At 66.6% G+C, this 26,855-nt stretch carries 28 protein-coding genes; 13 read left to right on the top strand and 15 right to left on the bottom strand.

All coding sequences use genetic code 11. From position 1 onward, the window contains the following. The 3 genes from ABEJ63_RS12910 to ABEJ63_RS12900 all read right to left on the bottom strand — a co-directional run. A partial coding sequence (locus tag ABEJ63_RS12910) for a type B DNA-directed DNA polymerase (RefSeq protein WP_375796782.1) occupies positions 1-1,991 on the bottom strand: 1,991 nt, incomplete at its 3' end. Further along, on the bottom strand, positions 1,975-2,322 hold the full coding sequence (locus ABEJ63_RS12905; protein ID WP_375796781.1) for a hypothetical protein: 348 nt from the start codon (positions 2,320-2,322) through the stop codon (positions 1,975-1,977). The genes ABEJ63_RS12905 and ABEJ63_RS12910, both read right to left, overlap by 17 nt. Next, on the bottom strand, positions 2,309-3,040 hold the full coding sequence (locus tag ABEJ63_RS12900) for a hypothetical protein (protein WP_375796780.1): 732 nt from the start codon (positions 3,038-3,040) through the stop codon (positions 2,309-2,311). The genes ABEJ63_RS12905 and ABEJ63_RS12900 overlap by 14 nt, the downstream gene beginning before the upstream one ends. Positions 3,041-3,173: 133 nt before the next feature. On the opposite strand from ABEJ63_RS12900, the gene ABEJ63_RS12895 reads away from it, so the two are divergent. After that, positions 3,174-3,914, top strand: a complete 741-nt coding sequence (locus ABEJ63_RS12895) for an NAD(P)-binding oxidoreductase (RefSeq protein WP_375796779.1) — start codon at positions 3,174-3,176, stop codon at positions 3,912-3,914. Further along, positions 3,914-4,069: a hypothetical protein gene (locus tag ABEJ63_RS12890; RefSeq protein ID WP_375796778.1), complete on the top strand. Its 156-nt coding sequence runs from the start codon at positions 3,914-3,916 to the stop codon at positions 4,067-4,069. Before ABEJ63_RS12895 ends, ABEJ63_RS12890 begins: the two co-directional genes overlap by 1 nt. A gap of 92 nt (positions 4,070-4,161) precedes the next feature. Here ABEJ63_RS12890 and ABEJ63_RS12885 read toward each other — a convergent pair whose 3' ends face one another. From ABEJ63_RS12885 to ABEJ63_RS12870, 4 genes are all read right to left on the bottom strand, one after another. Further along, positions 4,162-4,551 carry a type II toxin-antitoxin system VapC family toxin gene (locus ABEJ63_RS12885; protein ID WP_375796777.1) on the bottom strand — a complete coding sequence of 130 codons (390 nt, stop codon included), beginning with the start codon at positions 4,549-4,551 and terminating at the stop codon, positions 4,162-4,164. Next, positions 4,548-4,748, bottom strand: a complete 201-nt coding sequence (locus ABEJ63_RS12880) for an antitoxin VapB family protein (RefSeq protein WP_375796776.1) — start codon at positions 4,746-4,748, stop codon at positions 4,548-4,550. The genes ABEJ63_RS12885 and ABEJ63_RS12880 overlap by 4 nt, the downstream gene beginning before the upstream one ends. 185 nt (positions 4,749-4,933) lie before the next feature. Then, entirely contained in the window at positions 4,934-5,302 is a 369-nt protein-coding gene (locus ABEJ63_RS12875; protein WP_375796775.1) for a PIN domain-containing protein, read from the bottom strand. Beyond that, on the bottom strand, positions 5,303-5,533 hold the full coding sequence (locus ABEJ63_RS12870; protein ID WP_375796774.1) for an AbrB/MazE/SpoVT family DNA-binding domain-containing protein: 231 nt from the start codon (positions 5,531-5,533) through the stop codon (positions 5,303-5,305). It abuts the gene before it with no gap. Between the two features lie 219 nt (positions 5,534-5,752). Here ABEJ63_RS12870 and ABEJ63_RS12865 point away from each other — a divergent pair, with 219 nt between their 5' ends. Next, positions 5,753-6,760: a Cdc6/Cdc18 family protein gene (locus ABEJ63_RS12865; protein WP_375796773.1), complete on the top strand. Its 1,008-nt coding sequence runs from the start codon at positions 5,753-5,755 to the stop codon at positions 6,758-6,760. A 67-nt stretch (positions 6,761-6,827) separates the two neighbouring features. Here the strand turns inward: ABEJ63_RS12865 and ABEJ63_RS12860 are convergent, their stop codons facing one another. Then, complete coding sequence (locus tag ABEJ63_RS12860; protein WP_375796772.1) at positions 6,828-7,514, bottom strand: hypothetical protein; 687 nt, start codon at positions 7,512-7,514, stop codon at positions 6,828-6,830. A 72-nt stretch (positions 7,515-7,586) separates the two neighbouring features. Next, positions 7,587-7,736, bottom strand: a complete 150-nt coding sequence (locus ABEJ63_RS12855) for a hypothetical protein (protein ID WP_375796771.1) — start codon at positions 7,734-7,736, stop codon at positions 7,587-7,589. A 181-nt stretch (positions 7,737-7,917) separates the two neighbouring features. Between ABEJ63_RS12855 and ABEJ63_RS12850 the strand changes: the two genes are divergently transcribed. After that, positions 7,918-8,157 (top strand): hypothetical protein, encoded by a 240-nt coding sequence (locus tag ABEJ63_RS12850; RefSeq protein WP_375796770.1) that lies wholly within the window; start codon positions 7,918-7,920, stop codon positions 8,155-8,157. Between the two features lie 773 nt (positions 8,158-8,930). Here ABEJ63_RS12850 and aglM read toward each other — a convergent pair. Continuing rightward, complete coding sequence (gene aglM / locus ABEJ63_RS12845; RefSeq protein ID WP_375796769.1) at positions 8,931-10,235, bottom strand: UDP-glucose 6-dehydrogenase AglM; 1,305 nt, start codon at positions 10,233-10,235, stop codon at positions 8,931-8,933. A gap of 195 nt (positions 10,236-10,430) precedes the next feature. Here aglM and ABEJ63_RS12840 point away from each other — a divergent pair, with 195 nt between their 5' ends. The 5 genes from ABEJ63_RS12840 to ABEJ63_RS12820 all read left to right on the top strand — a co-directional run bounded on the left by ABEJ63_RS12840 (position 10,431) and on the right by ABEJ63_RS12820 (position 17,314). Next, positions 10,431-11,813, top strand: a complete 1,383-nt coding sequence (locus tag ABEJ63_RS12840) for a PAS domain-containing protein (RefSeq protein WP_375796768.1) — start codon at positions 10,431-10,433, stop codon at positions 11,811-11,813. Beyond that, positions 11,777-12,247, top strand: a complete 471-nt coding sequence (locus tag ABEJ63_RS12835; protein WP_375796767.1) for a sensor histidine kinase — start codon at positions 11,777-11,779, stop codon at positions 12,245-12,247. The genes ABEJ63_RS12840 and ABEJ63_RS12835 overlap by 37 nt, the downstream gene beginning before the upstream one ends. A gap of 165 nt (positions 12,248-12,412) precedes the next feature. Further along, entirely contained in the window at positions 12,413-15,049 is a 2,637-nt protein-coding gene (locus ABEJ63_RS12830; protein ID WP_375796766.1) for a PAS domain-containing protein, read from the top strand. Positions 15,050-15,176: 127 nt separating this feature from the next. Then, a complete protein-coding gene (locus ABEJ63_RS12825; RefSeq protein ID WP_375796765.1) occupies positions 15,177-16,718 on the top strand; it encodes a PAS domain S-box protein in 1,542 nt (513 codons plus the stop codon). After that, complete coding sequence (locus tag ABEJ63_RS12820) at positions 16,715-17,314, top strand: response regulator (protein ID WP_375796764.1); 600 nt, start codon at positions 16,715-16,717, stop codon at positions 17,312-17,314. Before ABEJ63_RS12825 ends, ABEJ63_RS12820 begins: the two co-directional genes overlap by 4 nt. A 10-nt stretch (positions 17,315-17,324) precedes the next feature. Here the strand turns inward: ABEJ63_RS12820 and ABEJ63_RS12815 are convergent, their stop codons facing one another. The 3 genes from ABEJ63_RS12815 to ABEJ63_RS12805 all read right to left on the bottom strand — a co-directional run bounded on the left by ABEJ63_RS12815 (position 17,325) and on the right by ABEJ63_RS12805 (position 19,967). After that, a complete protein-coding gene (locus ABEJ63_RS12815) occupies positions 17,325-18,035 on the bottom strand; it encodes a class I SAM-dependent methyltransferase (protein ID WP_375796763.1) in 711 nt (236 codons plus the stop codon). 79 nt (positions 18,036-18,114) lie between these two features. Further along, on the bottom strand, positions 18,115-19,119 hold the full coding sequence (locus tag ABEJ63_RS12810) for a hypothetical protein (RefSeq protein WP_375796762.1): 1,005 nt from the start codon (positions 19,117-19,119) through the stop codon (positions 18,115-18,117). A gap of 197 nt (positions 19,120-19,316) precedes the next feature. Continuing rightward, positions 19,317-19,967 carry a GNAT family N-acetyltransferase gene (locus tag ABEJ63_RS12805; RefSeq protein WP_375796761.1) on the bottom strand — a complete coding sequence of 217 codons (651 nt, stop codon included), beginning with the start codon at positions 19,965-19,967 and terminating at the stop codon, positions 19,317-19,319. A 252-nt stretch (positions 19,968-20,219) separates the two neighbouring features. On the opposite strand from ABEJ63_RS12805, the gene ABEJ63_RS12800 reads away from it, so the two are divergent. The 4 genes from ABEJ63_RS12800 (at position 20,220) to ABEJ63_RS12785 (ending at position 24,130) form a co-directional block, all read left to right on the top strand. Next, complete coding sequence (locus ABEJ63_RS12800; protein WP_375796760.1) at positions 20,220-21,203, top strand: hypothetical protein; 984 nt, start codon at positions 20,220-20,222, stop codon at positions 21,201-21,203. Further along, positions 21,200-21,400, top strand: a complete 201-nt coding sequence (locus ABEJ63_RS12795) for a hypothetical protein (protein WP_375796759.1) — start codon at positions 21,200-21,202, stop codon at positions 21,398-21,400. The genes ABEJ63_RS12800 and ABEJ63_RS12795 overlap by 4 nt, the downstream gene beginning before the upstream one ends. After that, the gene (locus tag ABEJ63_RS12790; RefSeq protein ID WP_375796758.1) at positions 21,397-21,861 is read left to right on the top strand and encodes a GNAT family N-acetyltransferase; all 465 of its coding nucleotides are present in this window, start codon (positions 21,397-21,399) and stop codon (positions 21,859-21,861) included. The genes ABEJ63_RS12795 and ABEJ63_RS12790 overlap by 4 nt, the downstream gene beginning before the upstream one ends. Positions 21,862-21,985: 124 nt before the next feature. Then, positions 21,986-24,130: a prolyl oligopeptidase family serine peptidase gene (locus ABEJ63_RS12785; RefSeq protein WP_375796757.1), complete on the top strand. Its 2,145-nt coding sequence runs from the start codon at positions 21,986-21,988 to the stop codon at positions 24,128-24,130. 126 nt (positions 24,131-24,256) lie between these two features. Here ABEJ63_RS12785 and ABEJ63_RS12780 read toward each other — a convergent pair whose 3' ends face one another. Beyond that, positions 24,257-25,975 carry an NAD-binding protein gene (locus ABEJ63_RS12780; RefSeq protein ID WP_375796756.1) on the bottom strand — a complete coding sequence of 573 codons (1,719 nt, stop codon included), beginning with the start codon at positions 25,973-25,975 and terminating at the stop codon, positions 24,257-24,259. 116 nt (positions 25,976-26,091) lie between these two features. Beyond that, a partial coding sequence (locus tag ABEJ63_RS12775) for a sodium:calcium antiporter (protein WP_375796755.1) occupies positions 26,092-26,855 on the bottom strand: 764 nt, incomplete at its 5' end.

Below are 26,855 nucleotides of genomic sequence, written 5' to 3'. Positions count from 1 at the left end.
CGGTAGAAGCCGGCGTCGTAGGGGGTGTCCGGCTCGACCTCGAAGTCGAGTCGGACCCGGTCACGGGTCCCGGTCGTATCGTCGGCGACAAGAAACGTGACCGACTCGCCGGGGTGGACCTCGACGCCGGCCGCCGCGGCCCGCTCAAGCGCCGCGACGGTCCGGGTCTGTCCATCGTAGGCGGCCCGCGGCTGCGAGACGCGCTGTCGCCGGGTGAGCGCGGTCGCGTCCACCTTACCCTCGGCGAGCCGGGCGAGCGGGCGCTGTAACCGATCACAGACGGGCTCGGGCGCACGGTGTGTGTCGAACGCCTCGATGAGCTGTCGCTGAACGCGCTCGACGAACGCACAGGTACTCCGCTGGCGACACTCGATGCCACGAATCTTGTAGGCGTCACTGTCCCGCTCCGCGCCAAAGTACTTCGTGAGTGCACCGCTGTCGCTGTCCTGCTGGGGGACGAACGCGATCCAGTCGTAGCTCGCCTCGTGTTCCAGCGGGATGTCGGTCGCGGCGGTCACCGCCGCACAGACGCGCTCGATTGGCTCCGGCCGTGCGCTCGCGGGCGTCACCCATAGTGAGTCGACGATGCCGTGGATGACGCGCCAGCCGCCGGCTTCCAGCCGCTCTTTGGCGTCGAGCAGCAGCTCGCGGGCGAACGCGTTGATCGCCTCGTGGGCCTCGATGCGGCCGAACTTCGCGTTCGCAAACCCCTGATAGCCGAAACAGGAGACGAGAATCCACTTGATTGCGTCTGCTCGGCCCTGCAGCGCCCGCTCGCGAGCTGGCGGCGGGTCGTCAGCCAGCTCCCGCTTGATCGCCTGTCTGTCGGCGACGAGCGGCTCCAGGACATCCGGCAGGTAGCCGCGATTCGGACAGAGACTGTAGCCGAGGCCGGGCACGTCGTCGGTATCGTGACAGCCACACCGGACGGTCTCCGGGCTGACGTTGCGCGTCACCATGATGTTCGGGTACAGCGACGCGAAATCGATTTCGTGGACGTCTTCGTGGACGCCGACAGCCGGTTCGAAGGTGAACCCGCCGCGGTCGGCATCGTGGAGCGTCCGCATCGACTTAAACCGCTCGTGGCGCCACGAGTTCCACGGCACGCGCACGTCGCGGGCGTGGGCTTCCTGAATCTGGAGGGCCGTGAGCACGGTACCGATGGACGCCCACGCCACCTCCTGGAGCGGCTTGCCCGACCGCGCCGCGAGGTCGAGACAGCCGGCGAGGTTCGTCTCGCCCCACAGGAACGACGCCTGCTCGTTAATCAACACGCGTCCCGGCACAGAGTAGCGGGCGGGCGAGTGGCCCACGCGTCCGTAGCTCGTGTACGTCGACTGGCTCGCTCGCTGTCGGTAGCCTGGCGCCCGCCCGAGCTGGAACTGCTCGTGATTGTAGCGGTCGGCGAGTTCGAACAGGCGCGGGATGAGTGCCGCATGGCTCACCACCAGGACATCTGGATCATGTGTCGCAAGGTGTTCCGTGAGCCCATCGAGAATCGCGTCTGGCCCGTCGACAGTGCTCCCGTCGATCGTCAATGCGGCGAGTTCGTCGGCCGCCAGGGCCGGTTCGGTGGCCTCCAGCCGGCAGACACGAAGCTCGCGGTCCGTCGTCGGCGTCGGCGCTGTTCCAGTCTCCAGACAGTAGCGGAACTCCGGCGAGAGGTCCACGTCGAAGAGCCGGTACTCGCCGGGCGTTCCCCAACTGCGGATGCGCCGCGCGAGCGGCGTGACGGCATCGACACTCGCCACGTCGACTCGGAGCATCGGCTCCGCGTCGTACCGGAATCCCGGCCGGTGTGACTCGACGGCCGTGTCGACGACAGTCGGCTGCCAGTCGACGTGCTCGCGGAGCTGTGCGAGCGTCGTCTGCGTGGGCCCGTGGACGAACAGCGTCGGTGTGTACCCGTCGTTCCGCTCGGCCGTCGCACTCGCGTCGGTGACGTGCCACGTCCGCACGCACTCGTCGTGGAAGTCAACCGTCAGGACCATCGCTCTGGTCGGTGTGTCGCGTGGCGGGTGACAGTCGTCTCTGTGTGCCGTCGGTCCCGTCGACCCGGTGGCCCACGGCCGCTTCCAGCGTCTCGACGCGGGCCTGCAGCCGGTCGAGTTCCCGCCGGTGGGCGAGCAGTATCGACACGAGGACCGGAAACAGCGGTTCGGTGTGGTTCAGATAGCCGGCGGCGTCGGCATGGCCGCGGGCCGCCTCGAAGAGCCGGTCGAACCGCTCCTGGTCGGCGCCGCGAAGTCCACGACGGTAGTCGCTCCACGCCCGCTCGATACCATCCAGCCGGTCCCGGAACGTCGGATTAGTGCGCCCCACTGTCGGACACCTCCTGAAGCGGCGTCGTCGTGCGCGGCGTCGTCTGTCCCGGGCCAGTCGGCGACCCGGCCGCCGCCGATACCCGCGACGCGAGAACGTCCGCCCAGAAGGCAAGCGTCGTCTGGAGCGTGCCGTCGGCGGCCGGATACACTAGCGTCTCGACGTCATCGCCGGTGAATCGCGGACCAAACTGTGTCTGTGCACAGCGGATGGTCTGGTCGGCCGTGTCGGCGACCGGCTCGCTGAATCCGTCGGCCGCCGTCCGTGTCAGCAGGACAGCCAGGTCGTGGGCCGACGCGAGCGCGGCCAGCCGGTCGAGACTCCGGGTGAGCATCCCGCGAGCGTCGAGTCCCTGCGGGTCGTCACCGCGGTACTGGCCGTCGACGGCCGGTACGACGACAAGCGACGGCTCGGCCGGCCCGGTCGCGACCCGCTCGACCAGTCGCTCGACGAGCCTGTAGTGCTGGTAGGCGGTGAACCCGCGAGCGACGGCGATCCGATCGAGTACGCGTGGACTCGGCGCGAGGCGGGCGAGCACCGTCGTGCGGGCTGCACCACCGCTGTCGATCCAGCAGACGGACTGGGTCCCGGCGGTCAGCACGTGGTCGACGACGAGCGATTGGAGCGCGCCGGTCGTCGCCTCGTCACACTCGAGCAGTGTGAGCCCCGACGAAAGCGAGGGAAGCGCCGGCGTCGATTCGTGGGTCTGTGTCGACATAGCCGAGTCGAGACGCGTCGGTCGCATAACCGGTTGCCGCGGGCTTCCGGGTTTCCGTGTCGCCGATGGCCGGCTGGACAGCACCGAGGTTCCTGGCCCCGACTCGTAAGTGGCCGGCACGCAACTGGACCGTATGAGCGCCGACCCTCAGTCTGTCGAGACCGTGCTGGTCGCCGGGGCGAGCGGTGGCACCGGTCGCGAGGTCCTCCGAATCCTCTCCTCCCGGGTGACGGTCAGAGCGCTCACCCGGTCACCAGACAAACGCTCGCTGCTCCAGAGCGCCGGGGCCGACGAGGTGGTGGTCGATGACCTCCTCGCGCCGGATGACCTGTCGCGGGCGATCGCCGATGTCGATGCGGTCGTGAGCACAGTCGGATCGAGCGCGGCCGATGTCGTGATGTCGCGGTCGGGGCCGTTCGTCGACGGCGCTGGCACGCGCCGACTGCTCGAGGCCGCGACCGATGCCGGCATCGACGCGTTCGTGATGGAGTCGGCACTCGGCGTCGGCGACGACCCGGCGAGTCGGCTAGGGTCGCTGTTCGACGCCGCAATTGGGCCAATCCAGGCGGCGAAGGCGGAGGCCGAACAGGCAATCAGGGCGGCGCCGATCCGACACACCATCCTCCGGCCGGGAATTCTCACGAACGGTGGCCGAACGGATGCCGTTTCAGTCGCGCGGCCGGGCGCCCGGCTCTGGGGGGCCGTCTCCCGGGCGGACGTCGCCCGGCTGCTGGCAGCGGCGCCGACGACGCCGGCGGCCGCCGACGAGACATTCGAGGTGGTCGCGACCCCGCGGTTCCGCGACCGCGAGCTCGCTATCGAGTGGTCGTTGCCGACGTCGGCGTCTGCGGCTGGTGACGCTGCCGGCGAGTAGTGTGCGACGACACGCCCCGGACGATTACCGACGACACCCAGCGCGCCGAGCGGTTCGACCAGAACGGCGAACGAGTAACACACCCGAACCCAGCAACTGCACTTGGAATTTCGAACGAGATCGAGGCACGCGTCGGACTGCTGTATTCCTGGTAACTCCTACACGCTACCCTCTCGAAACTGCTCAACTGATACTTCGACAGGGAGATCGTCGCCAGAGACTCATCTTCGGGTAGCCACCGGCGAGACTACTCGAATACACGGACAGAGAGGTGGTCCTGGAGGCCGTCTGTATCGAAGTCGGCGTCAGAAACGGCTAGCTCTGTCCCTTCAGACCGGGCCGTCGCCGCAATCATAAGATCACGTGGCGACATCGGGGTGCCAGCCTCGAGTAGTCGATTCTGCAGCCGAGCAGCTTCGAACGCGACCGCTTCGGAGAAATCGACCGCAGTGACTCGTCCGAAGTTCTCACGCGCGCTGAGGAGATCTGTCTCACCTGCTGCAAACACCTCCCCCGCGAGCACTTCGTAGATGCAGATGCTGGACGTGACCAAGGTCGGCTGTGCATCGACGAACTCGACAATGTCTTCGACACCGTCGAGATAATCGATGATAACGGACGAATCGAGACAGGTCACTGCTGGAAGCTCTCTCGGGAGCGCTCGAGAGCGTCGCGTGCCTTCGCAGCTTTGCCGGTTCCCTCCCACGCGCCAGCCTGCAGTCCTGCCCCCTCATTTGCCAATCGGTCGAGGAACTCGTCCCAACTCTCGTCCTCACGCTTCAGCCGCGCCAACTTCTCTTTCGTCTCGTCTGAGACGCGGATAGAGGTACTCATATGCATACGTCTCGTATGCATACAAAAATAGTTTGAGGGCCCGGTTACTGACGAGCGAGTTCCTCGATTGACATCCTCCTCCGCGTGAACGCGGAGGAATCCTGACCGCAGTTGGGATATTATGATTTGGAGTCTACCACCTCTCTCCGAGGTTGGAATCCTCGCCCGTTAGGGCGGGGAGGATGTCAAGCGTTGTCCCTCAACTCCAGTCGTGGCGCAAAGGAGTCGTACGTGTCGTCGCTCGAGACGATCGTATCGCCGTCGGACTCGACAAGATGGAGCGCGTCAAAGGGTGTGAACCCGTGGTCTTCGATATAGGTTGCCGCTGTCACGACTGTCTCCACATCACCACGCACGTCCAGCAGTGCAGCCGCATTCGTGACGACTCGCTCCGTATCGCGGCCCTCACGATACGCGATCATGAGCAGTTCGATGAGCGTGAACTGTGATGTCCACAGGTCGTCCTGATAGTCGCGATAGACGGCCTCTGCGGCATCACCAAGCCAATCGTCGTCTTTGATGAGCGCCAGCAGAAAATCCGTTTCTGCGTACATTCAGCGGCCGGCCTCGTCCAGCGCCGCGTCGCGGCCCTCCTGACGGAGGTCTGCCGCCGTCTTGTCGATGTCCGCGAACTCAGCCCGAAGTGCCTCAAGCGGATCATCCTCGATTGGAACCAACTTGATGCCGTCGTGAAGTTCGATGATCCGATACTGGTCACCGTATCGCTCGCGAAGCTCTTTCGGGAGCGTGAGCCGGCCACGGTCGTCCAGCGTCGCTTCGGGCATATACTTGCGTAGTGTGGGTGAATATAAGAACCTTCCCACGATATTCCTATTCACCCACTCGCTGGGCACTCTCGGTGGCTGCATCCTGCTGTCTGCAGCACGACTGCTGAAGCCCGGCACCGATTGCGGCAGACGGTGAGCGCAGAACCTGGAAACCCGGAAACCCGGAAACGAGCCCCTTCCGCTTATAGGCGTGGGCGCGTCCCTCAGACACGAGCGATGCTCCACGACGCCCGCGTGCTGGATGCCGACTGGGTGCCGGGCGATGTCGTCCACCGGAACGCGGAGAAGAACCGCCTCCGGGACGCCCTCCAGCCCGTCCTTGAGGGTGACACGCCGCGTGACGTCATCATCGAGGGGCCATCTGGCGCGGGCAAGACGTGTCTCGCACGCTACACCACCACGAAGCTCGCCGAGCAGGCACTCGATGTCCGCACCCAGTACGTCGACTGCTGGAACCACTCCAACCGCTTCCGGGTGCTGCTCGACCTGCTCGACGGCATTAGCCCGACCCACGATATCCACCGGAACACGCCCCACGACGAACTTCTCTCGCGGCTGGAACAGCTGGAGACGCCGTACGTCGTCGTCCTCGACGAGGCCGACCAGCTCACCGACAAAGAGCTGTTGCGCGAACTGTGGGCGATTCCCGCGCTCACCACGATTCTGATCGCCAACGACGAGCAGGATATCCTGGGCCCGCTCGACGAGCGAGTGCGCTCGCGGCTTCGCAGCGCAATGCGAGTCTCCTTCGACCAGTACAGCCACGCCGAACTCGTCGCCATCCTCGAGGAGCGAGTCGAGGCCGCACTCGCGCCGGGCGTCATCGACCCAGACCAGCTTGCCCATCTCGCGGACGCCGCTGCCGGTAACGCCCGCGACGCCATCACGTTCCTCCGACAGGCCGCCCAGGAGGCCGAGTGGGACGGCGCCGCGACCATCTCCGACGCGCACATCCGGACGGCGATTCCCGCCGCTCGCGACACGCTCCGCCAACGGAGTCTCGACAAGCTCACCGAGGACCAGCGACTGCTCTACGATATCCTGCTCGAAGCGGGGCCGCTGATGCCCAAGGAGCTGTACGCGCAGTACACGGACCGCGTGTCCGATCCCAAGACGAAGCGGACCGTCCGGACGTATCTCCGGAAACTCGAGCAGTACAACCTCGTCGAGAGCCGCGGTGAGGGGCCGAGCCGTCGGTACGCCCCCCGGCAGGCGCGGCCGTAAACTGCCTCGGGGTCAAGTCCCGTGGCATCTGCCTTGGTACTCTGTGAACAGACCGGCGGGCGCTACGTCATGAGAGGTCTGGATCGCGTGCGGTAGGTGTCAGCGACCGGAGCGAGAACTCGCTGGTACCACAGTACTGCCGGGCCAACGCAGCGAGTGCACCCGTCCGGCGGATATCCGCGAGATTGTGCGCGAGCAGCGGCTGGAACTCGCCGGCTGCGAAGGCGTCGACGGCCGCGCCGCTGTCGGCGAACGGATCGCGCGCCGACAGTGGCCCGCCCACGAGTTCCTCGTAGGCACCCACGAGATCGTCGTGGTCCTCGCCGGCCGCCGTCGTGTTGAATCGGTCCTGCACGAGCGGGAGGATATCGGCGTACGGGATGCCGTCGAACGGCCAGTCGCGGCCCTGCCGGGCACACCGCGTCCGAAGGAACGGTAGGTCGAACCCGCCGTGGAACCGCTCGCCGTTGTACGCAACGAGCAGGTACTCACGGGGGGCGAGCGTGTCTGCACAGAACGCCGCGACGGCCTCGAGCAGGGCAGGCTCGCTCGCGTGGACGCTCAGCCTGATTGCCGGGTCGAACGTGGCCGCGAGGCTGGCCTGCAGCGACTCACCGTCAGCTGGGCGACCGTCTGCGTTCAGGAAGACACGACAGCCGAGCGGCAGCCCGAAGCCGACGACAGTGACCTGCGCGCTGGTCTCGAAGCCGGTCGTCTCGATGTCGAACGGAATGTGCGTCAGTCGCGTGCCCATACCGTTGGGCTGGCCGGCCACCACTTGATGAGTCGCGGCAGGCTTCCGGGTTTCTGGGAACGAGTCCGACGGTCACCGGTCACCCTCTGCGGGTGGCTCGCCGTCCGATTCCGAGCCGCTCCGCGGCCACTGGAGGAACCTCCCGGCCACGCCGAACAGCCCCGCGAGCACGCCGAATCCTGGCATCTCGGTCGATGTCGTGTCGCCGCTCCGTCGGTGCATGTCGTCGCGGTCCGCGGCTGGGTTGGGGTCGCCATCTCGGCGGTCTCGATGGCCGTTGTGGCAGGCTCAGCGCTGTACGGAGCCAAGCACGCTCGCTCGCCAAGTACTGGATTGCGGCCGACGTGTTCCCCCACTCCGGGCCGTGACGGGGAGTTATGCAGCCGGCGTCCCAACCGTCGGTGTGTCCTCACACGAGGCGACGTTCGAGATTGACTCGCGGACCGATGCCTATGCGGCACGCCGGGTGCTGGAACGAATGTTCGATACGATTCGAGAGGAATCTCGGAGCGTCCGGGACGGGACCGAGGACGCCGATGACCTGCTCGCGGCGTTCGAGCAACTGCGCGATGCGGCCCAAGAGCCCACGCCAGGCCGACTGACCGTCACCTACGAGCAGGATGACGGCGACTTCGACAGGTGAGAGGGTGGTGCTGAACCGACGGCTGGGCACCGTGTAACGGCGGTGGAAAGGGAGAAACGATGTGGATTATAGGCTGAATAGGCGCAATACCACGGCGTTTACGCCGTGGATTCGCGCCGTCACTCTGGGAACGGCCCCACCGTTCAAATGCCCATCGTGAGTTTCCGACGGTGACGTGTAACTGACAGGCCACCCTATCAAAGAGTAGGAATCGGTCGGAACAGAGCGGATTCCGACCCGTCCGTCGGAGGCGGCCTGTCCGCCCACGTAACGAGGCAGTATCCGAAAGACCAGTCGGTGAACGACATATCCTCGAAGGGTGTGCCGACGTGCCGACTGCGCAAAGCGAACCGGACGATACCCCCGACTCTGTTGACGCCTGCTGGCGTCCCCGTGGCCAAACCAACACCGGGACGCCGTACACGGTCGAGGATAGGGGTACCGGCGGCTTGGCACCGCCAGCAGTCCATCACACCGATGCTGTGGGACTCCCCGTACCCGAAAGGTGTGGTAGTCCGTCGATTGGACTGCGAACCTGAAACGCCCACCGCTCGGGAGTCCGCCGCGTTCTCGCGGAGGAGGATGTCAAGGTCTAACCGTTCCCCTTCCCACGCCCGACCGTTAGCCTCTCCTGATAAATTCCTGTCGTCCGTTCAGAACCGCAGATCGGGCGTTTTGGCCTGTGTGGGGTAGGGGACATCCAATGCTCTGCTCCACGTCCCGGACCACGCCTTCGTCTGTCTACGCGCTCGAATCGGCGACCGAACCCGTTGCTACCAGGTCAATCCCTCGTAGGTGAGTCCCTCGCGACGCTCGATAATCCGTCGACCGTCGATGACCACTGGCGTCGCCATCGTGTCGAACGCCGCGTCGAGGGCGGCGAACTCGTCCCAGCCGGTCACCGCCAGCGCCGCGTGGGCGCCCTCCAGGGCTGCGGCCGCGCTCGAGGCGTACTCGATGTCCGGGAAGTGCGACCGCATGTTCTCGACCGCGACCGGGTCGTAGGCGACGACCTCGGCGCCGCGCGCCTGTAGTCCCTCGATGACGGGGATGGCCCGCGAGTTGCGGACGTCGTCCGTCCCGGGCTTGAAAGCCAACCCGAGGACCGCGACCCGCCTGTCCGCAACACCGACGTGCTCATCGAGCAGTCCGAGGAACCGCTCCGGCTGGCGATCGTTCACCGCGACGGCCGCCTTGAGCATCGCCGGTTCGTAGCCGGCCTCCGTGGCTGCGTGAATAATTGCGTTTGTATCTTTCGGAAAACAACTTCCGCCCCACCCCAGCCCCGACCGGAGAAACTTCGCGCCGATGCGGTCGTCCAGGCCGATGGCGTCGGCCACCTCGTAGGCGTCGATATCGAACTCCTTGCAGATGTTCCCGATGTCGTTGATGAGGCTGACCTTCGCCGCGAGGAAGCCGTTGTTGGCGTACTTGATCATCTCGGCGGTGCGGGTGTCCGTCTCCACGACCGGCGCGTCGGCCGCGTCGACGAGCGGGTCGAACACCGTGTGCATGTCCGCGAGTGCGCGCTCATCGTCGGCGCCGAGGACGACCTTGTCGGGGATCTGGAAGTCCTCGACAGCCGTCCCCTCGCGGAGGAACTCGGGGTTCATTCCGATACCGAAGTCCGTGCCGGCCGTGCGCCCGCTGACCTCTTCGATGGCCGGTGTGATGACATCAGCCGTCGACCCGGGGACGACCGTACTCTTGACGACGACTGTGTGCCAGTCGCCCGTCTCAGCAAGCGTCGCGCCCAACTGCTCGGCGCCTGCCTCCATAATCGAGAGATCGATACTCCCGTCCGCGTGTTGTGGCGTCGGCAGACAGAGGAACGTCACGTCCGTGTCGAGGAGGGCCTCATAGTCGGTGGTCGCGCGGAGTCGGCCCGTGCTGTCGGGCCCGGCATGGGTAGCGACGAGCTCCGGCAAGCCCGCCTCGTGGATTGGTGGCTCGCCAGCCTCGAGTGTGGCCACCACCTCCTCGTCGATATCGATGTTGACGACCCGATGGCCGAGGTCGGCAAAGCAGGCAGCGACCGTCGTCCCGACGTAGCCGCTCCCGATAACTGACACGTCCATGCGACCGCTTTCACGCGCCACCACAAGAGTCTGCTCCACCGGGCTCGGCGACCGAGCAAACTACTCGAAAAAGCCCTCAGCACGAGCGGCGGCGGCCTGGCGCGAGTAGGTGACACGCTCAGAAATTGAAGCGCCTCGATTTCCAAGGGTCGAACATTAAGAAAGACTAAGCCCGGCTGCCGCCAACCTAACCCAATGAACGGTTTCGCCGGGCAGGATGCCCAATCGCTTCTCGATGCGCTGCCGGATCTGTTCTTCGCGTTCGACACCGAGGGGACACTGACCTGGTGGAACGAGGCCGTCCCGGCGGTCACAGGCTACACCGAGACCGACTTAACCGAGATGACGCCAGCCGACTTCTTTGCGGACGTGGACACCGACCGCTTGGCTGCGGCGACCGCCGAGTTGCGCGAGACCGGGACGACGACCATCGAGGGGACACTCGAGACCGCGGCCGGCGAGCAGATTCCCTACGAGTTCACTGCTGGGCGGGTCGCCAACGACAGCTCGGTCGTGTTCGTCGGAGTGGGGCGTGACATTACTGCCCGGCGGGCGGCCGAACGCGAGCAGAGGGCTATCCTCGACCGCATGGGTGACGGGTTCTTTGCGGTCGATACCGACTGGCGGCTTACATACGTCAACGAGCGGGGTGCACACCTGCTCGCTCGGGCGATGGGGCGGGATCCCGAGGCGACGACGTTCAAGCGGATCCACCTGTGGGACGAGATTCCCGACGCCGTCGACACCACCTTCTACGAGCAGTATCACCACGCTGTCGACACAGGCGAGCCGGTCTCGTTCGAGGAGTACTTCGCCCCACTCGACGAGTGGTTCGACGTCCGGGCATTCCCCGACGAGACCGGCCTCTCGGTGTACTTCCGCGAGATCACCGCCCAGCGACGGACCCGCGACCGACTCGAGCATCGCGAACAGCTTCTCAAGGACATGTACGACGTGACGGCCGACCGCGGGGCCAGTTTCGACGATCAGGTCAGCCGCCTGCTCGCACTCGGCCGGGCAGAGTTCGGGACCGAGTACGGCTCGTTGTCCCAGATTATGGGCGACGAGTACCGGTTCGAGATCGTCGACGCGGACGACGACAGCATCCAGTCAGGCGATGTCGTCCCGCTGGCGGCGACGAACTGTGAAGTCGTGGCGAGTCGGACTGAGACCATCGCCTGGGGCGACATCGCCGCCGACGCCCCCGACGAGACTGACCGGGCGGGGTACACCGACTGGGGCATCTCCTGTTACCTCGGCGCCCCGGTGTACGACAACGACGGCGTCTACGGCACCTTCTGCTTCTACGGCACTGACACCCGGGCCAACGAGTTCGGCGAGTGGGAGACGACACTCGTCGAGTTAATGAGTCGGTGGGTGAGCTACGAACTCCAGCGGCAGAACGACCGGCTCGAACAGTTCGCCAGCATCGTCAGCCACGACCTCCGGAACCCGCTGAGCGTCGCGAATGGCCGGCTCGAACTCGCACAGAGACTGGCGACCCCGAGGAGTTCGCCCGCTGTTTCGACGCGCTCGAACGGATGGAGACGCTCATCGACGATCTGCTCGCCCTGTTGAAGGCCGGCAATACAATCGACGACCCGGAGGCAGTCGCGCTCGGCGACCAGGTGGAACTGGCGTGGGGGTCTGTCCAGACGGCGGAGGCGACGCTCCAGGCGACCGTCGACACCACGATTCGGGCTGATGCCTCCCGGCTTCGACAACTGCTCGAGAATCTCTTCCGGAACGCCATCGAACACGGCGGCGCCGATGTGACCGTCACCGTCGAGGCCATCGACCGCGGCTTCGCCGTCGCAGACGACGGCCTCGGCATCCCGCCCGAGGATTGCGAGACTGTCTTCGAGAGTGGCTACTCGTCGACGAACGACGGCACGGGCTTCGGCCTTGCCATCGTCGCGGATATCGTCGACGCCCACGGCTGGCGAATCCGAGTAACCGAAAGCAACGCCGACGGTGCACGCTTCGAGATTACCGGCATCGAGCCGGCATGATGCCCTATCCGTGGCTCGGACGCCTGACGACCTCGCCCGGTGGCGTCCCGGATATCTGTCGTCGGGCGGGTGTGAATCTTAGGCAGGGGCAACAATGCCAGCCTGCCGGCCGGCGGAACTGCTGCGGGAGTAGTGTTATGGCCGCTGGTCACAGTAGCGTAGCCAATGGCTCGGAGCGGTAATCGACGGATTATCCTCGTTGCGAGCAAGGCCACCAGCCCGCTCGCCGAGACGCTCCAGTCCGTCGTTCCGTTCTCCGTCGTCGCCGAACTGTCGGCGCCCGAACAACTGACGGCCGCGCTCGCCGCCACCTGTGACTGTGTGGTCGTCGACTGTGCCAGTGCGGCTGCGACGCCTGCCGACGCCGCAGCCACCGTCAGCAGCGTTGCTCCCAACCAGCCTGTCGTCTATATCGCGCCGGTGGCGGCGATGGCGACGCTCCTCGGCCCGCAGGCGGACGTCGTTTCGCCGACGGCCGACTGTGAGGAACTGGCCGCACGGATCGACGCCCTAATCGACCGTCCCGTCGCCGGGTACCCACAGCGGCAGCATGACGCCGCCGGACATGAGTCGGCCGACACCGAGGCCGACGCCACTACCGAGACCGAGATCGAACCAGACGCGGGCAGCCATCAGGTGACGGCGCCGGTCGACACCAGCACCGCCACGCTGGCCAACATCACGGATCCGGTCGTCGCCGTCGACGCCGACGGGACCGTCACCGACGCGAATGGGCCTGGCAAGACGTTCCTCCGGCACGTCCTGGGGCTCGCCTCGACCGAGCCGGTCCTCGGGACACGGGTGGACGCCGCCGACGGGCCAGCCGACGCTGCCACCGAGTCTGCCCTCGGCAGCCACTGGCAGGAGGCCGTCAGGACCGGGACGGTGGTCACGTTCAAGACTGACGTCCCGCCGCTCGGGACGCGGATGACTGCGCGCATCTACCCCGGTCCGGACGGCTGTACGATCGTCTGTACGCCGGTTGCTGCAGCGACGCAACTACAGGCCGGCTACCGGGCGCTCTTGGAGACGGCCGAGACGCTGTTCACCACCACCGAACCGACCGATATCGCGTCGGTCGTCGTGACCACGGTGGTCGAAGCCCTCGGGTACCAGCACTGTTGTGTCCGGCTTGTCGCTGATGATGCGCTGCAGCCGGTGGCGGCCAGCGACGCGACAGCTACCACACCGGCCGAGCGACCAATCTACGACCTCGACGAGGGACTGCCGGGTGAGGCACTCCAGCGTGGCGAGCCGGTCGAGGTGCCAGATGTCGCCGCACACGACGTCGATATCGGGCTTCCAGAGGTGCAATCGACACTGACGCTGCCGCTGGGTGAGCTGGGAACCATCTCCGTCGGTGCGACGACGTCTGGCAGCTTCGATGATGTCTCGACGCAGCTGCTGGAACTGCTCGCCGTCATCGGGACGGCAGCCCTCGAGCGGGCCGACCGCGAGACGCTACTCCAGCGATATCAGACCGCGCTCGAACGGACCGACGAGATGGCATTCGCGCTGGACGGCGACGGCTATCTCACCCTCGCGACCGAGGCACTTGCCACGCGGTGGGGCCACGACCGCGACGAAATCATCGGCCGGCATGTCCTCGACTTCGCCAGCCGTGGCTTCGTCGAGTCGATTGTCGACCGGCTCCAGACTACTGACGGGACCGTCACCGTCGAGGCCACCCCCAATGTGACGAACCTGGGCGTGCCGGTCGAGATTCTGGTGTCCCCAATCACGCCTGACGCGCCCGAAGAGGGCGTCGTCGGTATCGTCCGCGATATCTCCGCGCTGGCTGAGATGCGGACCGACCTCGAGCGGCAGCGGAACCGCTTCCAGTACCTGTTCGACGACCTCCCGAGTCCGGCCGTCGAGATCGTCGATGGTGATGATACGGCGGTTATCGCCCGCACCAACGCCCGGTTCGCGGAGCTGTTCGTCGATGACGAGGACGTCACGGGCGAGCCACTGACAGATGTCGTCCAGTCACCGACCGAGGCGGCTGACGACGCGGTTGCACTTGGGGGAACCGGGCCGAGCGAGCGGCGGATGGAGCTGCAGACGACCGCCGGCCGCCGGATGTTCAGTGTTCGGACGGTGCCGTTCCGCGTTGGCACCGAGATCCGGCAGTTCCAGCTGTACGTCGATATCACCGACGAGACGGAGCAGCGCCGTCGGCTGGAGATGCTGCACCGCGTGTTGCGACACAACCTCCGCAACGAACTCACTGTCATCGGGGGGAACGCCCGCCAGCTTGCGGCCACTGCGACCGACGAGACGACCTACCAGCTGGCGGCGAGTATCTGCGCGGCGGCGACGGCCCTGGAGACGCTGAGCGATACGAGTTCGTTCATCCGCACTGTCTCCACGACCCCCGACAGAACGACCGGTCCGCTCCAGGCGGTGATCGACGACGCCGTTGCGACGGTGCGGGCAGACCACCCGGACGTATCGATCACGACGGACCTGCCCTCCGACCTGCGGGTCGTGGGCCGCACGTATCTCACCCGAGCCGTCCGCGAACTCGTCGAGAACGCCGTCGTCCACGGGGCGGCGCCGGTGACCGTACAGGCCGGTCACGACGATACGACAGTCACCGTCAGAGTGACCGACACTGGCCCAGGTGTGCCGACCCGGGAGCAGAACGTCGTCACCGGGAGTCTGGACATCTCGCAGGTGGACCACAGCTCTGGCTTGGGGTTGTGGGTCGCCCACTACGTGGCTGAGGCGCTGGGCGGCCGGCTCCGCTTCGAAAACGATGGCCGGACGGTGGTGCTCGCCGAACTCACGCAGGCCTGATGACCGTCGCGTGGCGGGATGGACCACCAGTGAGTTGCCCTAACATAGGACAGTCGAGGGCCGGGTGACCGGGTGTGTGGGGCCGTGAGCCACGCATTATATGAACGTGTGTCACCTGCGATAGGATATGGCATCGTCTGGCCCGCCGGACGACCCACCCCAGCCAAGCGAGCCGCTGGATACGAGCCTCCAGAACACGGAGTTCTTTCGCTCGCTCGTCGAAAACGGGTCGGACGCAATCATCTCTATCGACAAAGACAGCACAATTCTCTACGCGAACCGGTCTGTCGAGCGCATCTTCGGCTACACTCCTGACGAGCTGATCGGCGAGGACCTGACGACGATCATGCCCGATCGGTTCCACGATGCGCACTTCGACGCGTTGAGCACGTATCTCACGACGAACGAGCGGACCCTAGACTGGAACGATATCGAACTCCCGGCCCAGCACAAGGACGGCCACGAAGTCAGTCTCTCGATCACCTTCGAGGAACACGAGTACGACGGCCAGCGCGTCTTTTCGGGCATCATGCGGGATATCTCTGGCCGGCTCGCCCACGAGGCGAATCTGGTCACGCTACAGGAGCTGGCTCAGGAGCTTATGCAGATTCAGGACCGGTACGCCATCGCCGAGACGGTCGTCGAGGCGGCGAAGGACACCCTCGAGTTCCCAATCGTCTCCATGTTCTTCTACGACGAGGCAAGCGACCGACTCCAGCCAGCTGCCCACACGGAGGCCGTCAACGAGGTGTTCGACGAGGTGCCCGCACTGGGCGAAGGGTCGCTCGCGTGGGCGGCCTACCAGACGGGCGAGCCACAGCGGTACATCGCCGAGAGGGACGTCGCCCCGGACGATACCGACGAGGAGACACCGGTGTTCCGCCCGAGCGGTCCCATCGGCTCAGAGTACATCTTCCCGCTCTCGGAGCATGGCTGCCTGCTCGTCTCCACGACCGAGCGCCAGGCGCTGGACGACCGTACCTACACGCTGGCGCAACTGCTGGCCGCCAACGCCGAGTCGGCGCTGACACGAGCTGCCCGCGAGGCCGAACGCGAACAGCAGCGCAAGCGTCTCGAGCAGTTCGCCAGTATCGTCAGCCACGACCTGCGTGATCCAATCAACACAGCTCGTGCAACGGCAGCAGTCGCCCGTGCGGGCGACGAGACGGCCCTTGAGGAACTGGACGATCTGTTCGACCGAATGGACGCGCTCATCGAAGACGTGCTGGTGCTGGCCAAACAGGGTCAAGTCGTCGGCGAGACCGAGCCCGTCGACACTCGCGCGATCGCGACGGCTGCCTGGGAGACCGTCGCGACGGTCGACGCGTCACTCCAGCTGGAGGCGCTCTCGTCGGTCACGGCCGACCCGGAGCGGCTTCAGACACTCTTCGAGAACCTGTTCCGGAACGCCGTCGAACACGCCGGCCCCACGGTTACCGTCACTGTCGGCGACCTCGCTGACAGCTCCGGCTTCTACGTCGCCGATGATGGCCCCGGCTTCGGCGACGCCGACGCCGAACGGCTGTTCGAGTACGGCTACACCACCGGTGACGATAACACGGGCCTCGGGCTGAATATCGTCGCCGAGATCGTCGAGGCCCACGGCTGGCGCATCGATGCACGGGCGGAAGAATATTCAGGTGCTGGGTTCGAAGTTACTACTCAATGACCGACGCCACAGACGACGCAGCAGGCGATGACGAGCGGCCGCGGATTCTGGCCCTCGACGACGAAGAACGCGTCTGTCAGGCGTTTCAGATTTGGCTCCGCGACGGATACGAGGTGGAGTACGCCACCAGCGGCGCCGACGGCCTCGCGATGATGGACGACGGGATCGACCTCGTGCTGCTGGACCGACACATGCCGGGGATGTCCGGCGGCGAGGTGCTCGAGGAGATCCGCGAGGCAGACTACGACTGCCGTGTGTTGATGGTCACGGCCGTCGACCCCGACTTCGACATCGTCGACATGCCGTTCGACGACTACCTCTCGAAGCCAGTCGACCAGGAGACACTCCAGGCCACGGTCGACCGCCTGCTCCAGGTCGACACGTACGATGACCAGATGTCGGAGCTGTACGCGGTGAGCCAGAAGCTGGCGACGCTCGAGACGGAGACGTCGGCAGCCGCCCGCGAAGAGAGCACCAAGTACGCCGAACTCGTCGACCGCCGGGACGAACTGCAGGCCACACTCACGGAGCTTGGCGACCGACTCGAGACCGACGACGAGAACCTCTTCGACGTGGTCGACATCGCCGAAAAGTAGCCCAGACCGCCTACGCCTTCTTGAGCACGGCGTGGTAGTGATGTTCGGAATCGTATCTGACCGTCTCGACCGACCACGGCGTCTCGGTACACACCGCCCGGAGCCGAGCGGGCGACACCAACCGGAACAGGAGCGTCTCGCCGACCGCTTCCTCGTATTCGAAGTGGAACACACGGTAGGCGACGCCATCCGCGGGCGTCGAGCGATAGCCGAGTAGCTCCGCCGCGGAGTCTCGGGTTGGGTCGTACGCGTCCAGAATAGCCGTGGCGTCGGCCGTGGTCACGACCGCAAGGTCCTCGAGGAATGTCATCAGCTGAGCGTCGTCACAGGCAAGCTGCAGTTGCGTACCGTACGCCTGTGCCGACCGGAACCGGTCGGGCGGGAACGTCGCCCGCAGGTCGAACATATCTGCCCAGCGCGCGTCGGAGACTCCCCGCTCGCGCAGTACCGTCACCAGCGCGTCGCTCGCCTCGATAGCAACTGTCTCGAACTGCGCCTGATAGTAGAGTGCATCCCTGCCCGCACCGGCTCCCATATCGAGATGCGGGCCCGCGAAGTGTGATTCGAACCATGCGGTCCACGCGTCGTCGGGATCGCGCTCACCGAAGTAGAAGCGCTCGATCGGGTGCTCCAGCCGGTCCGCGCCGTCCACCTGCCAGAGTGGCTGCGTCCGCTCGCCGCGGTAGTGGTCGCGGATCGCCCGTCCGAACGGGTCGCTCATACTTTTCGGTCGCCGGCAACCAGTATAGTGGTGCAGGTCGACGCCCAACTCGCCGGCACGGTGGACCTTCCACGGCCGCCTACAGCGGGACGCGCAACAGACTCCGCTCGCCCGTCAGCCCGACCAGCGGCTTGAATCCGAAGTTCGTCACGAACAACGCGTCGCCGTCGGCCCCGAGAGCGACGTCAGTCGGTACGTTCAGCCCGTCTGCAGTGGTCGCAATCGTTCGCAGACGGCCGCCCCCGTCGATACCGACGAGTCGGTTGAGTCCCGTCGCGGCGATGTATGCGTCCGTGCCGTCGACAGCCACCCCTGATGCTCCCGACAGCCCCACCCGGGCCTCCACCCGGACGGTCGGGGCGATGGCGGTACCGGTAGGCTGGACGGTCGTTTCGAGCAACTGACTGTTGTCGGAGTGGGTCACAGAGAGGTCGTCGCCGGCCAGCGCCAGCCCCATCGGCCCCCGCCTTTCGGCCGCGAGTCGGCGGTGGGTGAGCCATGGGGTGACCGTCCCGTCGGCGAGCCTGACGGTCAGGATAGCGCCCTTCCGGGCGTCGCTCACGAGCAGGCGCTCGTGGTCGGGGTCGGCCACGAGCCCGCGGAGCCGCCGCTCGGGCGACACCGCCGCCAGCCGCTGCGGCGTGCCTCCGGCCGTCGGCACTGTCCAGATGCCGTGCGTCGACATCTCGTGCGAGTTGAGCGCGGCGTACACGCGGCCATCGTGGACCGCCAGTGCGTAGACACCGCCGTCGCCAGCGGGCAGCCTTGCCAGACGGTCGGTCACGGCCGCCGAGCGGGTGGTCGCCGTCTGCTTGCCGGGGGGCAGCCGCCGGACTGTCCCGGCGAAACTCATCGCGAGATAGATGGCACCCGATGTCCCCACCGCGAGGTTCACCGGTCCTGGGCCGTCGAAGGTGACGACCGGCCGGACGCGCCGGGCCGCAGTCGCTCGGGTCGTCGGCACGGGGGCAGCCGTGGCAGTCTCCGCGGGGGTGTCGGCCTCGCCGGCCGTGTCGCTACAGCCGGCTGTTCCTACTAGTCCGGCGAGCCCAGCGAGGACACGTCGGCGTGTCGGCGGTGTCATTCAGGCCCCCCTGCTCCGGATGCGGGCTCCCACATGCGATACAGCCTGTAGCGGCGGCGTGGCCAAATACCGTCCGGCGCGTACAAGGGTACCCGCCGATGTGGGGCGCAAGGTGCGGCTCGGGGCTCGGGCCACCAGCCTGCCTACCGGCGCTCCTACGCATCTTGGCCGCCCAATCCGACCGACAGCTCGGCCCGCTACTCGGTCGTCAGCCGACTCTCGTCGAGTGTCTCCTGGAACGTGGGTTCCTGATTGGGGGCGGCCTCTCGGTACTCCTCACGCGTGACCGACCAGCGAATCACGTCGTGGACGGTGTCGTCCGCTGTGGTGACCTGGTTGCGGAGCCGGCCGGTGCGTCGGCCGCCGAGTCGGTCGATGTAGCGGTCGACGGCCCGCTGTGACTGCTCGTTGCCCACCAGCACGTCGACGGCGAGCACCTCGAGGTCGAGCCGCTCGAATGCAAGTGCTGCCAGCGCGCCTGCCCGCTCGCCGGAGTAGCGCCGCCCCCAGAACGGCTTACGCAGCCAGATGCCCGGGAGCCCGCGCCGGTGGTTCCACTCGATTCCTAGCCCCGTGTTGCCGGCGAGCGTGCCGGCCCCCTCCTCGCCCTCGCGAGGAATGACCGCGTAGGTGGCCGTCTCGTGGTCGGTCCACCCATCGCGGAACTGCTCGATGACGTCGGCACTCTCCTTCAGATGCGCGTGAGGGCTCCAGGTCACGTACTCCGTTTCCGCTACCACCGTATCCGACTGCCCGGCACCGGCGACGGCGTAGAATGTGGTCGGGTCGACAGCCGCGTCGAACCGCTCGAGCCGGAGCCGGTCGGTCTCGATCACTTCGGGGAACACACCGAACGAGAGACGGCCACGCTGAAAGTCGTTGCTTCAGTGTGCCACAGATACACACGGGCCCGCAGATTCGGTCCCGCCGGCACCGAGCGTCCCCGATAGGTGGGCCTCACGGAGGCGCTCCCCAGCTGCCAGCCTGCAACGACGGAAACAGGGGTCCCCTCACATTGCTGTGTGCGGACACGGATACGCTGGTTCAACGCTCATTTGACCCTTCGTTGTCTCTTTTGTGTGGTCACCCGAGGTAGCGGTATGTCGCGGCCACGACGCAGCTTCCTCGCCAGTGTCGGAACGCTTCTGAGCGGGGCGCTGGGCGGGTGTCTGGCGACCCGGCGTGACGCTCGGGGTGCGACGCCCGTCAGCTCCGCGACGCCAACCGACGACCCGACACCACAGCCGACGCCACACTCGCCGACGGACGGCTGGGTAGGGTTGAATCTCGTCCAGACATCGCTGTCCGCGATCGTCGAGCGTGCCGTCCGGGCTCCGTCGTCCTTCGAGGGGGCGGCCCATCGGGTCATCGACCAGCTTGCGACGACCGATGCCGTCGCCGTCTCGGATATCAGACGGTACGACCAGCTCCCGCTGCATCCGCCGTATCTCGTCGCCTACGAGGATGGAATCGCTCGCATCTCACAACAGGTCACCGCCACCCGGTCGGTCGATGTCTATCGGCTTCGGATTGCGGTGCTCGAGGAATCGCGCGCCACCGCGCGCCCGTTCAGTGAGCTGTCGACCGTCGACCAGGCAATTGTGAACCAGGGCCTCACCGAGGAGTACCGGACCCATGGCACGCCGTTTCAGGGCACGTTCACCTACAGGGTTGCTCAGCGAGCACCGCCCGACTCTTGGATACTCACCGCCGACGAGCCGGTCTTCGTCGCCTACGAGGCGGATACGCTCCGGCTCGACCCGCAGGGGACCGAGACCGTCGTCGAGCAGGATGTCCGCTACGAACGCACACGCGTCGCTGCCGACCGGGCTGCCGCCCGCCGATACATCGCCCGCGAGTATGTCGAACAGATTTCGACGGCGGTCCTCCCGACAGCACACCGGGAGATACTCACGGCGGCAATCGCCTCTGCGAAGGGGTATCGCGAGGCTGGCCAGGGCTCGGCGGCGTTCCGGGCGGTCCTCGACCGGCTCCACGACGTTCCACAGGTGCCGAACGACAGTCGCTACATTCGCTACGACGGGCAGCTATATCGAGTGGTCCAGACCGGGGTAGAAGTATGAGGCTGCCCGTCGGACCGCCAGCCCAGCTCCCCGTTGTCGCGACTCTCACCCAGCTCACGGATTCGGTCATGCTCGCCACGGGCCAGCGGCGACTCGCTGCCACCAATCCGCGTAGCGGCCGGCTGGCACAGCAGACCACATCGAGTATGCCCGTTCAGCTCCCGGGTACCGACACCGATACCGACTACCACCAATGATTCGCGACGCCGACCCAACCGACGCCGACCTGATCGCCGAGGAATTCTGGTACCCACTGGCCAAGGAGATGGAAGCACACTCCCCGCTGAACGAGTTGACCGACGACGCACTGGCCGTGGCGAAAGCCGGCTTTGCAGACCTGTTGACCGACGACGAGCGATACGACTTCCTCCTCGAGGAGGACGGCACCTGCAAAGCGTATCTGTCGGCCGAGTGTGGTGAGCGCCCGACCCGGGTGCAGGGTCGCTATCTGGCGCTGATCGACCTGTACGTGAAAGAGCCGTACCGACGGGAGGGCCACGCGACGGCGCTGCTCGAGCATGCGGAGACCGTCGCAGCCACCGAAGACTATGATTTCATCACTGTCGAGGCCGAGTGGGAGAATACCCCCGCCCGGCGCGTCTACGAGGCTCGCGGCTACACGAACAAGCAGGTCGAGTACACCAAACGGGTCGACTGACAGGCCATCTCGACTGGCCGTATGCTGCGTTGCGTCAGGGCGGGCCGCGACTCGCTCGTTAGATGACGGTCAGGGCGTCGCCCTCTCCCTGTCGCTTAAGACCCGGCCACACCCGGCCTTCGGTATGTCAGCGTCACTGCCAGCCGAGGCCTTCTACGATCTGACGAGCGTCGCCGAGGTTGCCGTCTCGCCGACCGGTGACCGTGTCGCCTATGTCGCCGTCGAGTCCGCTCCCGACGACGAGACCCGCCGGCGGTCTGTGTTCGTCGTCCCGACCGACGGGAGTCGGGACCCACACCGGCTAACGCGGGTCGCCGATGCAAGCGGGCTTGTCTGGGGCCCGAACGGCGACCAGTTAGGGGTGCTGATGGCGCGCGAACAGGACGTCGAACTGGCGGTGGGACGCGACGAACCGGCCGAGGACGACGCAGCCGAGGCCGACGACGAGCCCTCCGATGACGATGATGATACCGCTGCCGACGCGACCGACGACAGCGACGAGCCCAAATCCCAGGTGTGGGTGTACGATCTGGCGCTGGGCGGGGACGCCCGCCAGGTGACTGACCGCGACGAGGGTGTCGCAGACTTCGACTGGGGCCCCGACGGGGACCGCATTGTCGTCGCGGCTCGCGATCCGGACGAGGATGAGATGGCGTATCTCGAGCAGGTGCGCGACGACGGGCCCATTGAAATCGAACGGCTCCAGCACAAGGCCGACGGGACAGGCTGGCTCGATGAGGTCCAGTCGTACCTGTTCGTGTACGACGTGGCGAGCCGGGCCTGCGAGCGGCTGGATGCGACCGGGTTTCCGCCGAATGCCGGCGACGGGCTGCAGCCCGCGTGGGGCCCCGGCGACCGCATCGCATTCCGCGGCTACGAGCCCGCCCCAGACGAGGACCCCGACGACACGACTGCACAGGATCTGTACACCATCGCCCCCGACGGCACCGACCGCCGGCGTGTGACCGACGGGACTCTCACCGTCGGGGGGCCGACGTGGAGTCCTGACGGGCAGCGGATCGCCGTCGTGACTCGCGACCCCGAGAACTGGTACCGGCCGACCGCGGTCCGCGTCGCCGATCCCGCTGCTGGCACCCACCAGGTCGTCACCGAGGGGCTCGACCGGACGGTCGCATGGAGCGGAGCGCCACGATGGCTCGACGACTCGTCGCTGGCGGTCCTCATCGGCGACGAGGGGCGGACACGGTTCGCCAGGCTGGACGTGACGGCGCCGCCCGCCCGCACCTTCGCCGTGAGTGGTGCCTTCGAGGACATCCAAGGGTTCGACATCGGCGGTGGACAGGTCGCCTGCGTGTGTTCCCGGCCGGCAGCCGGCACCGATATCCACGCGTTCCCGATCGCCGAGCTGGACGCGACCGAGACAGACCCGCGAACCCGGCTAACCGACCTCAATCCTGGCCTGCTCGAGGGCTACGAGCAGCCGGCCTGCCGGCGCGAGACAGTCACCGTCGACGGCGCTGACAACACTGACGACGCGCCGGTGGCCGTCGAGAGCATCGTCTACCACCCACCGGACTTCGACCCCGACACGGACGACCCTCGGCCGATGATTCTGGATATTCACGGCGGGCCGATGGCCTACGACCGGCCCGACTGGGGCTTCCAGGAGCTCTTCTGGACCACTCGCGGCTACGTCGTCTGGCAGGTCAACTACCGCGGCTCCACCTCCTACGGCCGGGCGTTCTGTGAGGCACTGCGGGGGGCGTGGAACTCACTGGAGGTGACGGACCTGCTGGCGGCGACGGACGCGGCCGTCGACCGCGGCTACGCTGATCCCGACCGGCTGTTCGTCACCGGCTTCTCTCAGGGCGGTGTCAACACGGCCTATCTCATCACCACGACCGACCGGTTCGCCGCGGCGGCACCCGAACACGGGATTTACGACGCTCGCTCGTGTTTCGGTACCGACGACTCTCACAACTGGTGGGAGGCCGACTACGGCCTGCCGTGGGAGAACCCCGACGGGTACGACTCGGCGTCCTCCATCGACGATGTCGGCCAGGTAGACACGCCCACGCTCGTGACGGCCGGCGCCAACGACTGGCGGTGTCCGCCTAGCCAGGCCGAACAGCTGTACGTCTCGCTCCGCAAGCAGGGGGTCCCCGCTCGGCTCGTCGTCTATCAGGACGAACACCACAATATCGGCGCGCCAGACCGGGCGATTCACCGGCTGGAGACGCTCGCCGAGTGGTTCCAGACACACGACCCAGCCCGGGAGGACCCAGCGACGGCCGACACCGACGAGTAGGTCGGTGGCCCAGCCCGGCGACACGCGGGTCAGCCGTCGACTCCCTGAGCCAGTCGGGCCTGGGCGGCCAGCGCTCCTGGGGAGCGGATCGGGAATGCGGGCTGGCGGTGGCGCCGCCGCCTCGAGTCAGCGGTCACCGTCGCCCGTGACAGCTTCCGTTGGGCCGGCAGCGACGTCCTGTGCCACGTCGAACTGTTTGAGGAATCGCTGGACGGCTTCGTCGCTACCGACGATGACCAACTGCTCGTCGCCGGTGAACTCTTGCTGTGGATCAGGTGTGTCGGAGAGGCCCGTCTCGTCGCCGACGGCGATGACACGACAGCCGGTTGCCTCGTAGATGCCGGAGTTGGCGAGCGTCCGGCCGGCGAACGGGGCCGCCGAAACGCGCAGGATCCGAATCTGGCTGGCCGGCGCGAGCACGTCCTCGCCGCGTAGCTCCCGGGCAACCATCCGGGCGCTCACCCGCGGCACCGAGAGCACGTAGTCGGCGCCCGCGTTCAGTGCCTTCCGCGTGGCGTCGGTGTCAGTCACCCGGGTCAGTATCTCAATATCCTCGTCCAGCGACCGTGCGAGCACCGTCGTCAGCAGGCTGGCTGAGTCGTCCGGCAGCCCGATGATAATCGCCTCCGCCTCATCGATGCCCGCTTCCTGAAGCGTCGCCCGTGAACCCGCGTCGCCGACGACGTCGATGTCCGGCCCGGGCTCGCGGTCGATGGTGACCGTCTTGATACCAGCCTCGGTGACGGTCGCATGGGCGGCCCGGCCAACCTCGCCCATCCCCGCGATGATGATGCGGTCGTGCCGGCGCATGCTCCGGGGTGGCCGCACGAAGTCACTGACCTCGGTGAGCGCCTCGTGGCCGCCCGACACCAGCAGGACCGTGTTCGGCCGGATGACCGCGCTCGGGTCCGGCGGCAACTGCAGCTCCCCGTCAATCCACGCGCCGATGATGTTCGCCCCGGTCCGCTCGCGAATCCGCGAGTCGCGAATACGGCGGCCGACCAGCTGGCTCTCCTGGTGGACGGGGATTTCCGTCACCTCGATATCCGAGCCCAGCTCGACGGTGTCGGTTAGTTCGGCGCTGAAGGACGTCACCGCCTTCTCCGCGAGCCGGTGGCCGAGCACACCGTGTGGTGACAGCACGCTGTCAGCCCCGGTCGCCTCAAGGACGTCCCGGAGGTCACTGTCGTCCGTCAGCGCGATGACGTCGATGTCTGGCCTGAGCGACCGTACCGTCAGAATCGTGTTTACGTTAGCCTGGCCAGCGTCTGTGATGACTGCCCGGGCGGTGTCGATACTTGCCCGCTCGAAGGCACTGGCGTCCTGCGGGGAGCCGTGGATGGCCGAGTAGCCGGCGTCCGACAGTCTGCGGGCGTCTTCTTCCGACGAGACGACGAGCACGTACTCGAGGCCAAGTTCGGCCAGCTCCTCCAGCAGCACCGCCGAGTCACGACTGTACTCGCAGATGATGACGTGATCGCGTTTGGGTGTGAGCCGGTCGTCGAGGTTGACCTCGGCGTCGGTGAACAGCGGGATGATGATGAGCCGGAGGGTGAAGAAGCCGAGTGCGATGCCCGAAATTTGGGTGCCTGCCACAAACAGGAACATCAACGGGTGACTCCACAGATCCGAATCCTGGCCGTAACCGGTGGTCGTCATCGTCTGGACGACGAACTCGAAGGAGGCGAACAGCGATTGGTCGACGCCCTCGAGTTCCGCCAGTGCGATGTTGTATGTGAGTGTGAACGCTGCGACCAGCCCAACGATGCCACCTATGTAGTAGACGATGAGCCGATCGCGACGCGAGAGGTCGACATCGCCGAGCGGTCCGGGGAGCGAGCCCATACGGTGCTGGCAGTCGGCCGAGCAGCCGGAAAAAGGTAGTGCCAGACGCCAACGACCGTCGCCCCGTCAGCCACCTGTAGCGCGGGCCGGCTCGGTTGGGCACAGCGTGGCTCAGCTTACCCCCGGATGAGGCTGACCGTCCCTGCCGTCTCGGCGGTCACCAACACGACGAACAGCAGGTACGCCCCCAGCAGGGCGTACGCCTCCCAGGTGGTGAGCGTGAGATCCGTCCGCAGGAGTGTGAACAGGAGGATTGTCGCCAGCGTCAACACGCCCAGCATCGGGGCGGCGGTCGCGAACGCCACCGGCGCCTTCCCCGCGATGAGGACGCCGACGGGAATCGCTACCAGCAGGTCGAACGTGTTCGAGCCGAGCACGTTCCCCAGGCTGGTCGCGCCGCCTGATGCTCGGGCGGCTTTGACGCTGACCAGGGCGTCGGGCAAGCTTGTCGCCGCCGCCAGCAACGTCGCGCCCGCCAGAAACTCCGGGACTCCGAACGTCGCCGTCAGTCCCTTGACCGCGCCCACGAGCAACTCGACGGCGACGAGGATGAGCAGCAGACCGACCGCCAGCCGGCCCCACGCGCGGCGGATATCAACCGTCGCGCCGCCGGCGGCCGGCTCATGATCGCCCACGTCCTGCCACTGGATGAAGAGATACAGGCCGTACAGGAGCAGCGGGATGAGCGCCAGCGGCCGGGTGACCGCCCCCTCGAGCGCCGGCCCGCCGCCGACGGGATAGTAGATGACGGCCAGCGCGAGCGTGATGACGAGCGTCGAGACGGACAGCATGTAGAACTGTGCCTCCTTGTAGACGACCGTCCTACTGGCGTCCAGCGGCCGGTCGATGGCCAGTCCGGACGCGGCGGGGATGACGAGCA

Source organism: Halosegnis sp. (genome assembly GCF_042216475.1).
Lineage (GTDB): Archaea > Halobacteriota > Halobacteria > Halobacteriales > Haloarculaceae > Halosegnis.
The sequence above is the reverse complement of the archived record's forward strand: the minus strand, read 5'-3'. Positions and strand labels throughout refer to the sequence as shown.

Bases quoted from the DNA above. Each gene is read 5' to 3' on its own strand.
- ABEJ63_RS12785 (WP_375796757.1), top strand. From the start codon at position 21,986: ATGTCAGCGTCACTGCCAGCCGAGGCCTTCTACGATCTGACGAGCGTC.
- ABEJ63_RS12840 (WP_375796768.1), top strand. From the start codon at position 10,431: ATGAACGGTTTCGCCGGGCAGGATGCCCAATCGCTTCTCGATGCGCTG.
- ABEJ63_RS12880 (WP_375796776.1), bottom strand. From the start codon at position 4,748: ATGAGTACCTCTATCCGCGTCTCAGACGAGACGAAAGAGAAGTTGGCG.
- ABEJ63_RS12780 (WP_375796756.1), bottom strand. From the start codon at position 25,975: ATGGGCTCGCTCCCCGGACCGCTCGGCGATGTCGACCTCTCGCGTCGC.
- aglM (WP_375796769.1), bottom strand. From the start codon at position 10,235: ATGGACGTGTCAGTTATCGGGAGCGGCTACGTCGGGACGACGGTCGCT.
- ABEJ63_RS12810 (WP_375796762.1), bottom strand. From the start codon at position 19,119: ATGACACCGCCGACACGCCGACGTGTCCTCGCTGGGCTCGCCGGACTA.
- ABEJ63_RS12835 (WP_375796767.1), top strand. From the start codon at position 11,777: ATGGAGACGCTCATCGACGATCTGCTCGCCCTGTTGAAGGCCGGCAAT.
- ABEJ63_RS12830 (WP_375796766.1), top strand. From the start codon at position 12,413: ATGGCTCGGAGCGGTAATCGACGGATTATCCTCGTTGCGAGCAAGGCC.
- ABEJ63_RS12870 (WP_375796774.1), bottom strand. From the start codon at position 5,533: ATGCCCGAAGCGACGCTGGACGACCGTGGCCGGCTCACGCTCCCGAAA.
- ABEJ63_RS12865 (WP_375796773.1), top strand. From the start codon at position 5,753: ATGCTCCACGACGCCCGCGTGCTGGATGCCGACTGGGTGCCGGGCGAT.
- ABEJ63_RS12895 (WP_375796779.1), top strand. From the start codon at position 3,174: ATGAGCGCCGACCCTCAGTCTGTCGAGACCGTGCTGGTCGCCGGGGCG.
- ABEJ63_RS12855 (WP_375796771.1), bottom strand. From the start codon at position 7,736: ATGCACCGACGGAGCGGCGACACGACATCGACCGAGATGCCAGGATTC.
- ABEJ63_RS12815 (WP_375796763.1), bottom strand. From the start codon at position 18,035: ATGAGCGACCCGTTCGGACGGGCGATCCGCGACCACTACCGCGGCGAG.
- ABEJ63_RS12900 (WP_375796780.1), bottom strand. From the start codon at position 3,040: ATGTCGACACAGACCCACGAATCGACGCCGGCGCTTCCCTCGCTTTCG.
- ABEJ63_RS12860 (WP_375796772.1), bottom strand. From the start codon at position 7,514: ATGGGCACGCGACTGACGCACATTCCGTTCGACATCGAGACGACCGGC.
- ABEJ63_RS12800 (WP_375796760.1), top strand. From the start codon at position 20,220: ATGTCGCGGCCACGACGCAGCTTCCTCGCCAGTGTCGGAACGCTTCTG.
- ABEJ63_RS12825 (WP_375796765.1), top strand. From the start codon at position 15,177: ATGGCATCGTCTGGCCCGCCGGACGACCCACCCCAGCCAAGCGAGCCG.
- ABEJ63_RS12795 (WP_375796759.1), top strand. From the start codon at position 21,200: ATGAGGCTGCCCGTCGGACCGCCAGCCCAGCTCCCCGTTGTCGCGACT.
- ABEJ63_RS12820 (WP_375796764.1), top strand. From the start codon at position 16,715: ATGACCGACGCCACAGACGACGCAGCAGGCGATGACGAGCGGCCGCGG.
- ABEJ63_RS12875 (WP_375796775.1), bottom strand. From the start codon at position 5,302: ATGTACGCAGAAACGGATTTTCTGCTGGCGCTCATCAAAGACGACGAT.
- ABEJ63_RS12790 (WP_375796758.1), top strand. From the start codon at position 21,397: ATGATTCGCGACGCCGACCCAACCGACGCCGACCTGATCGCCGAGGAA.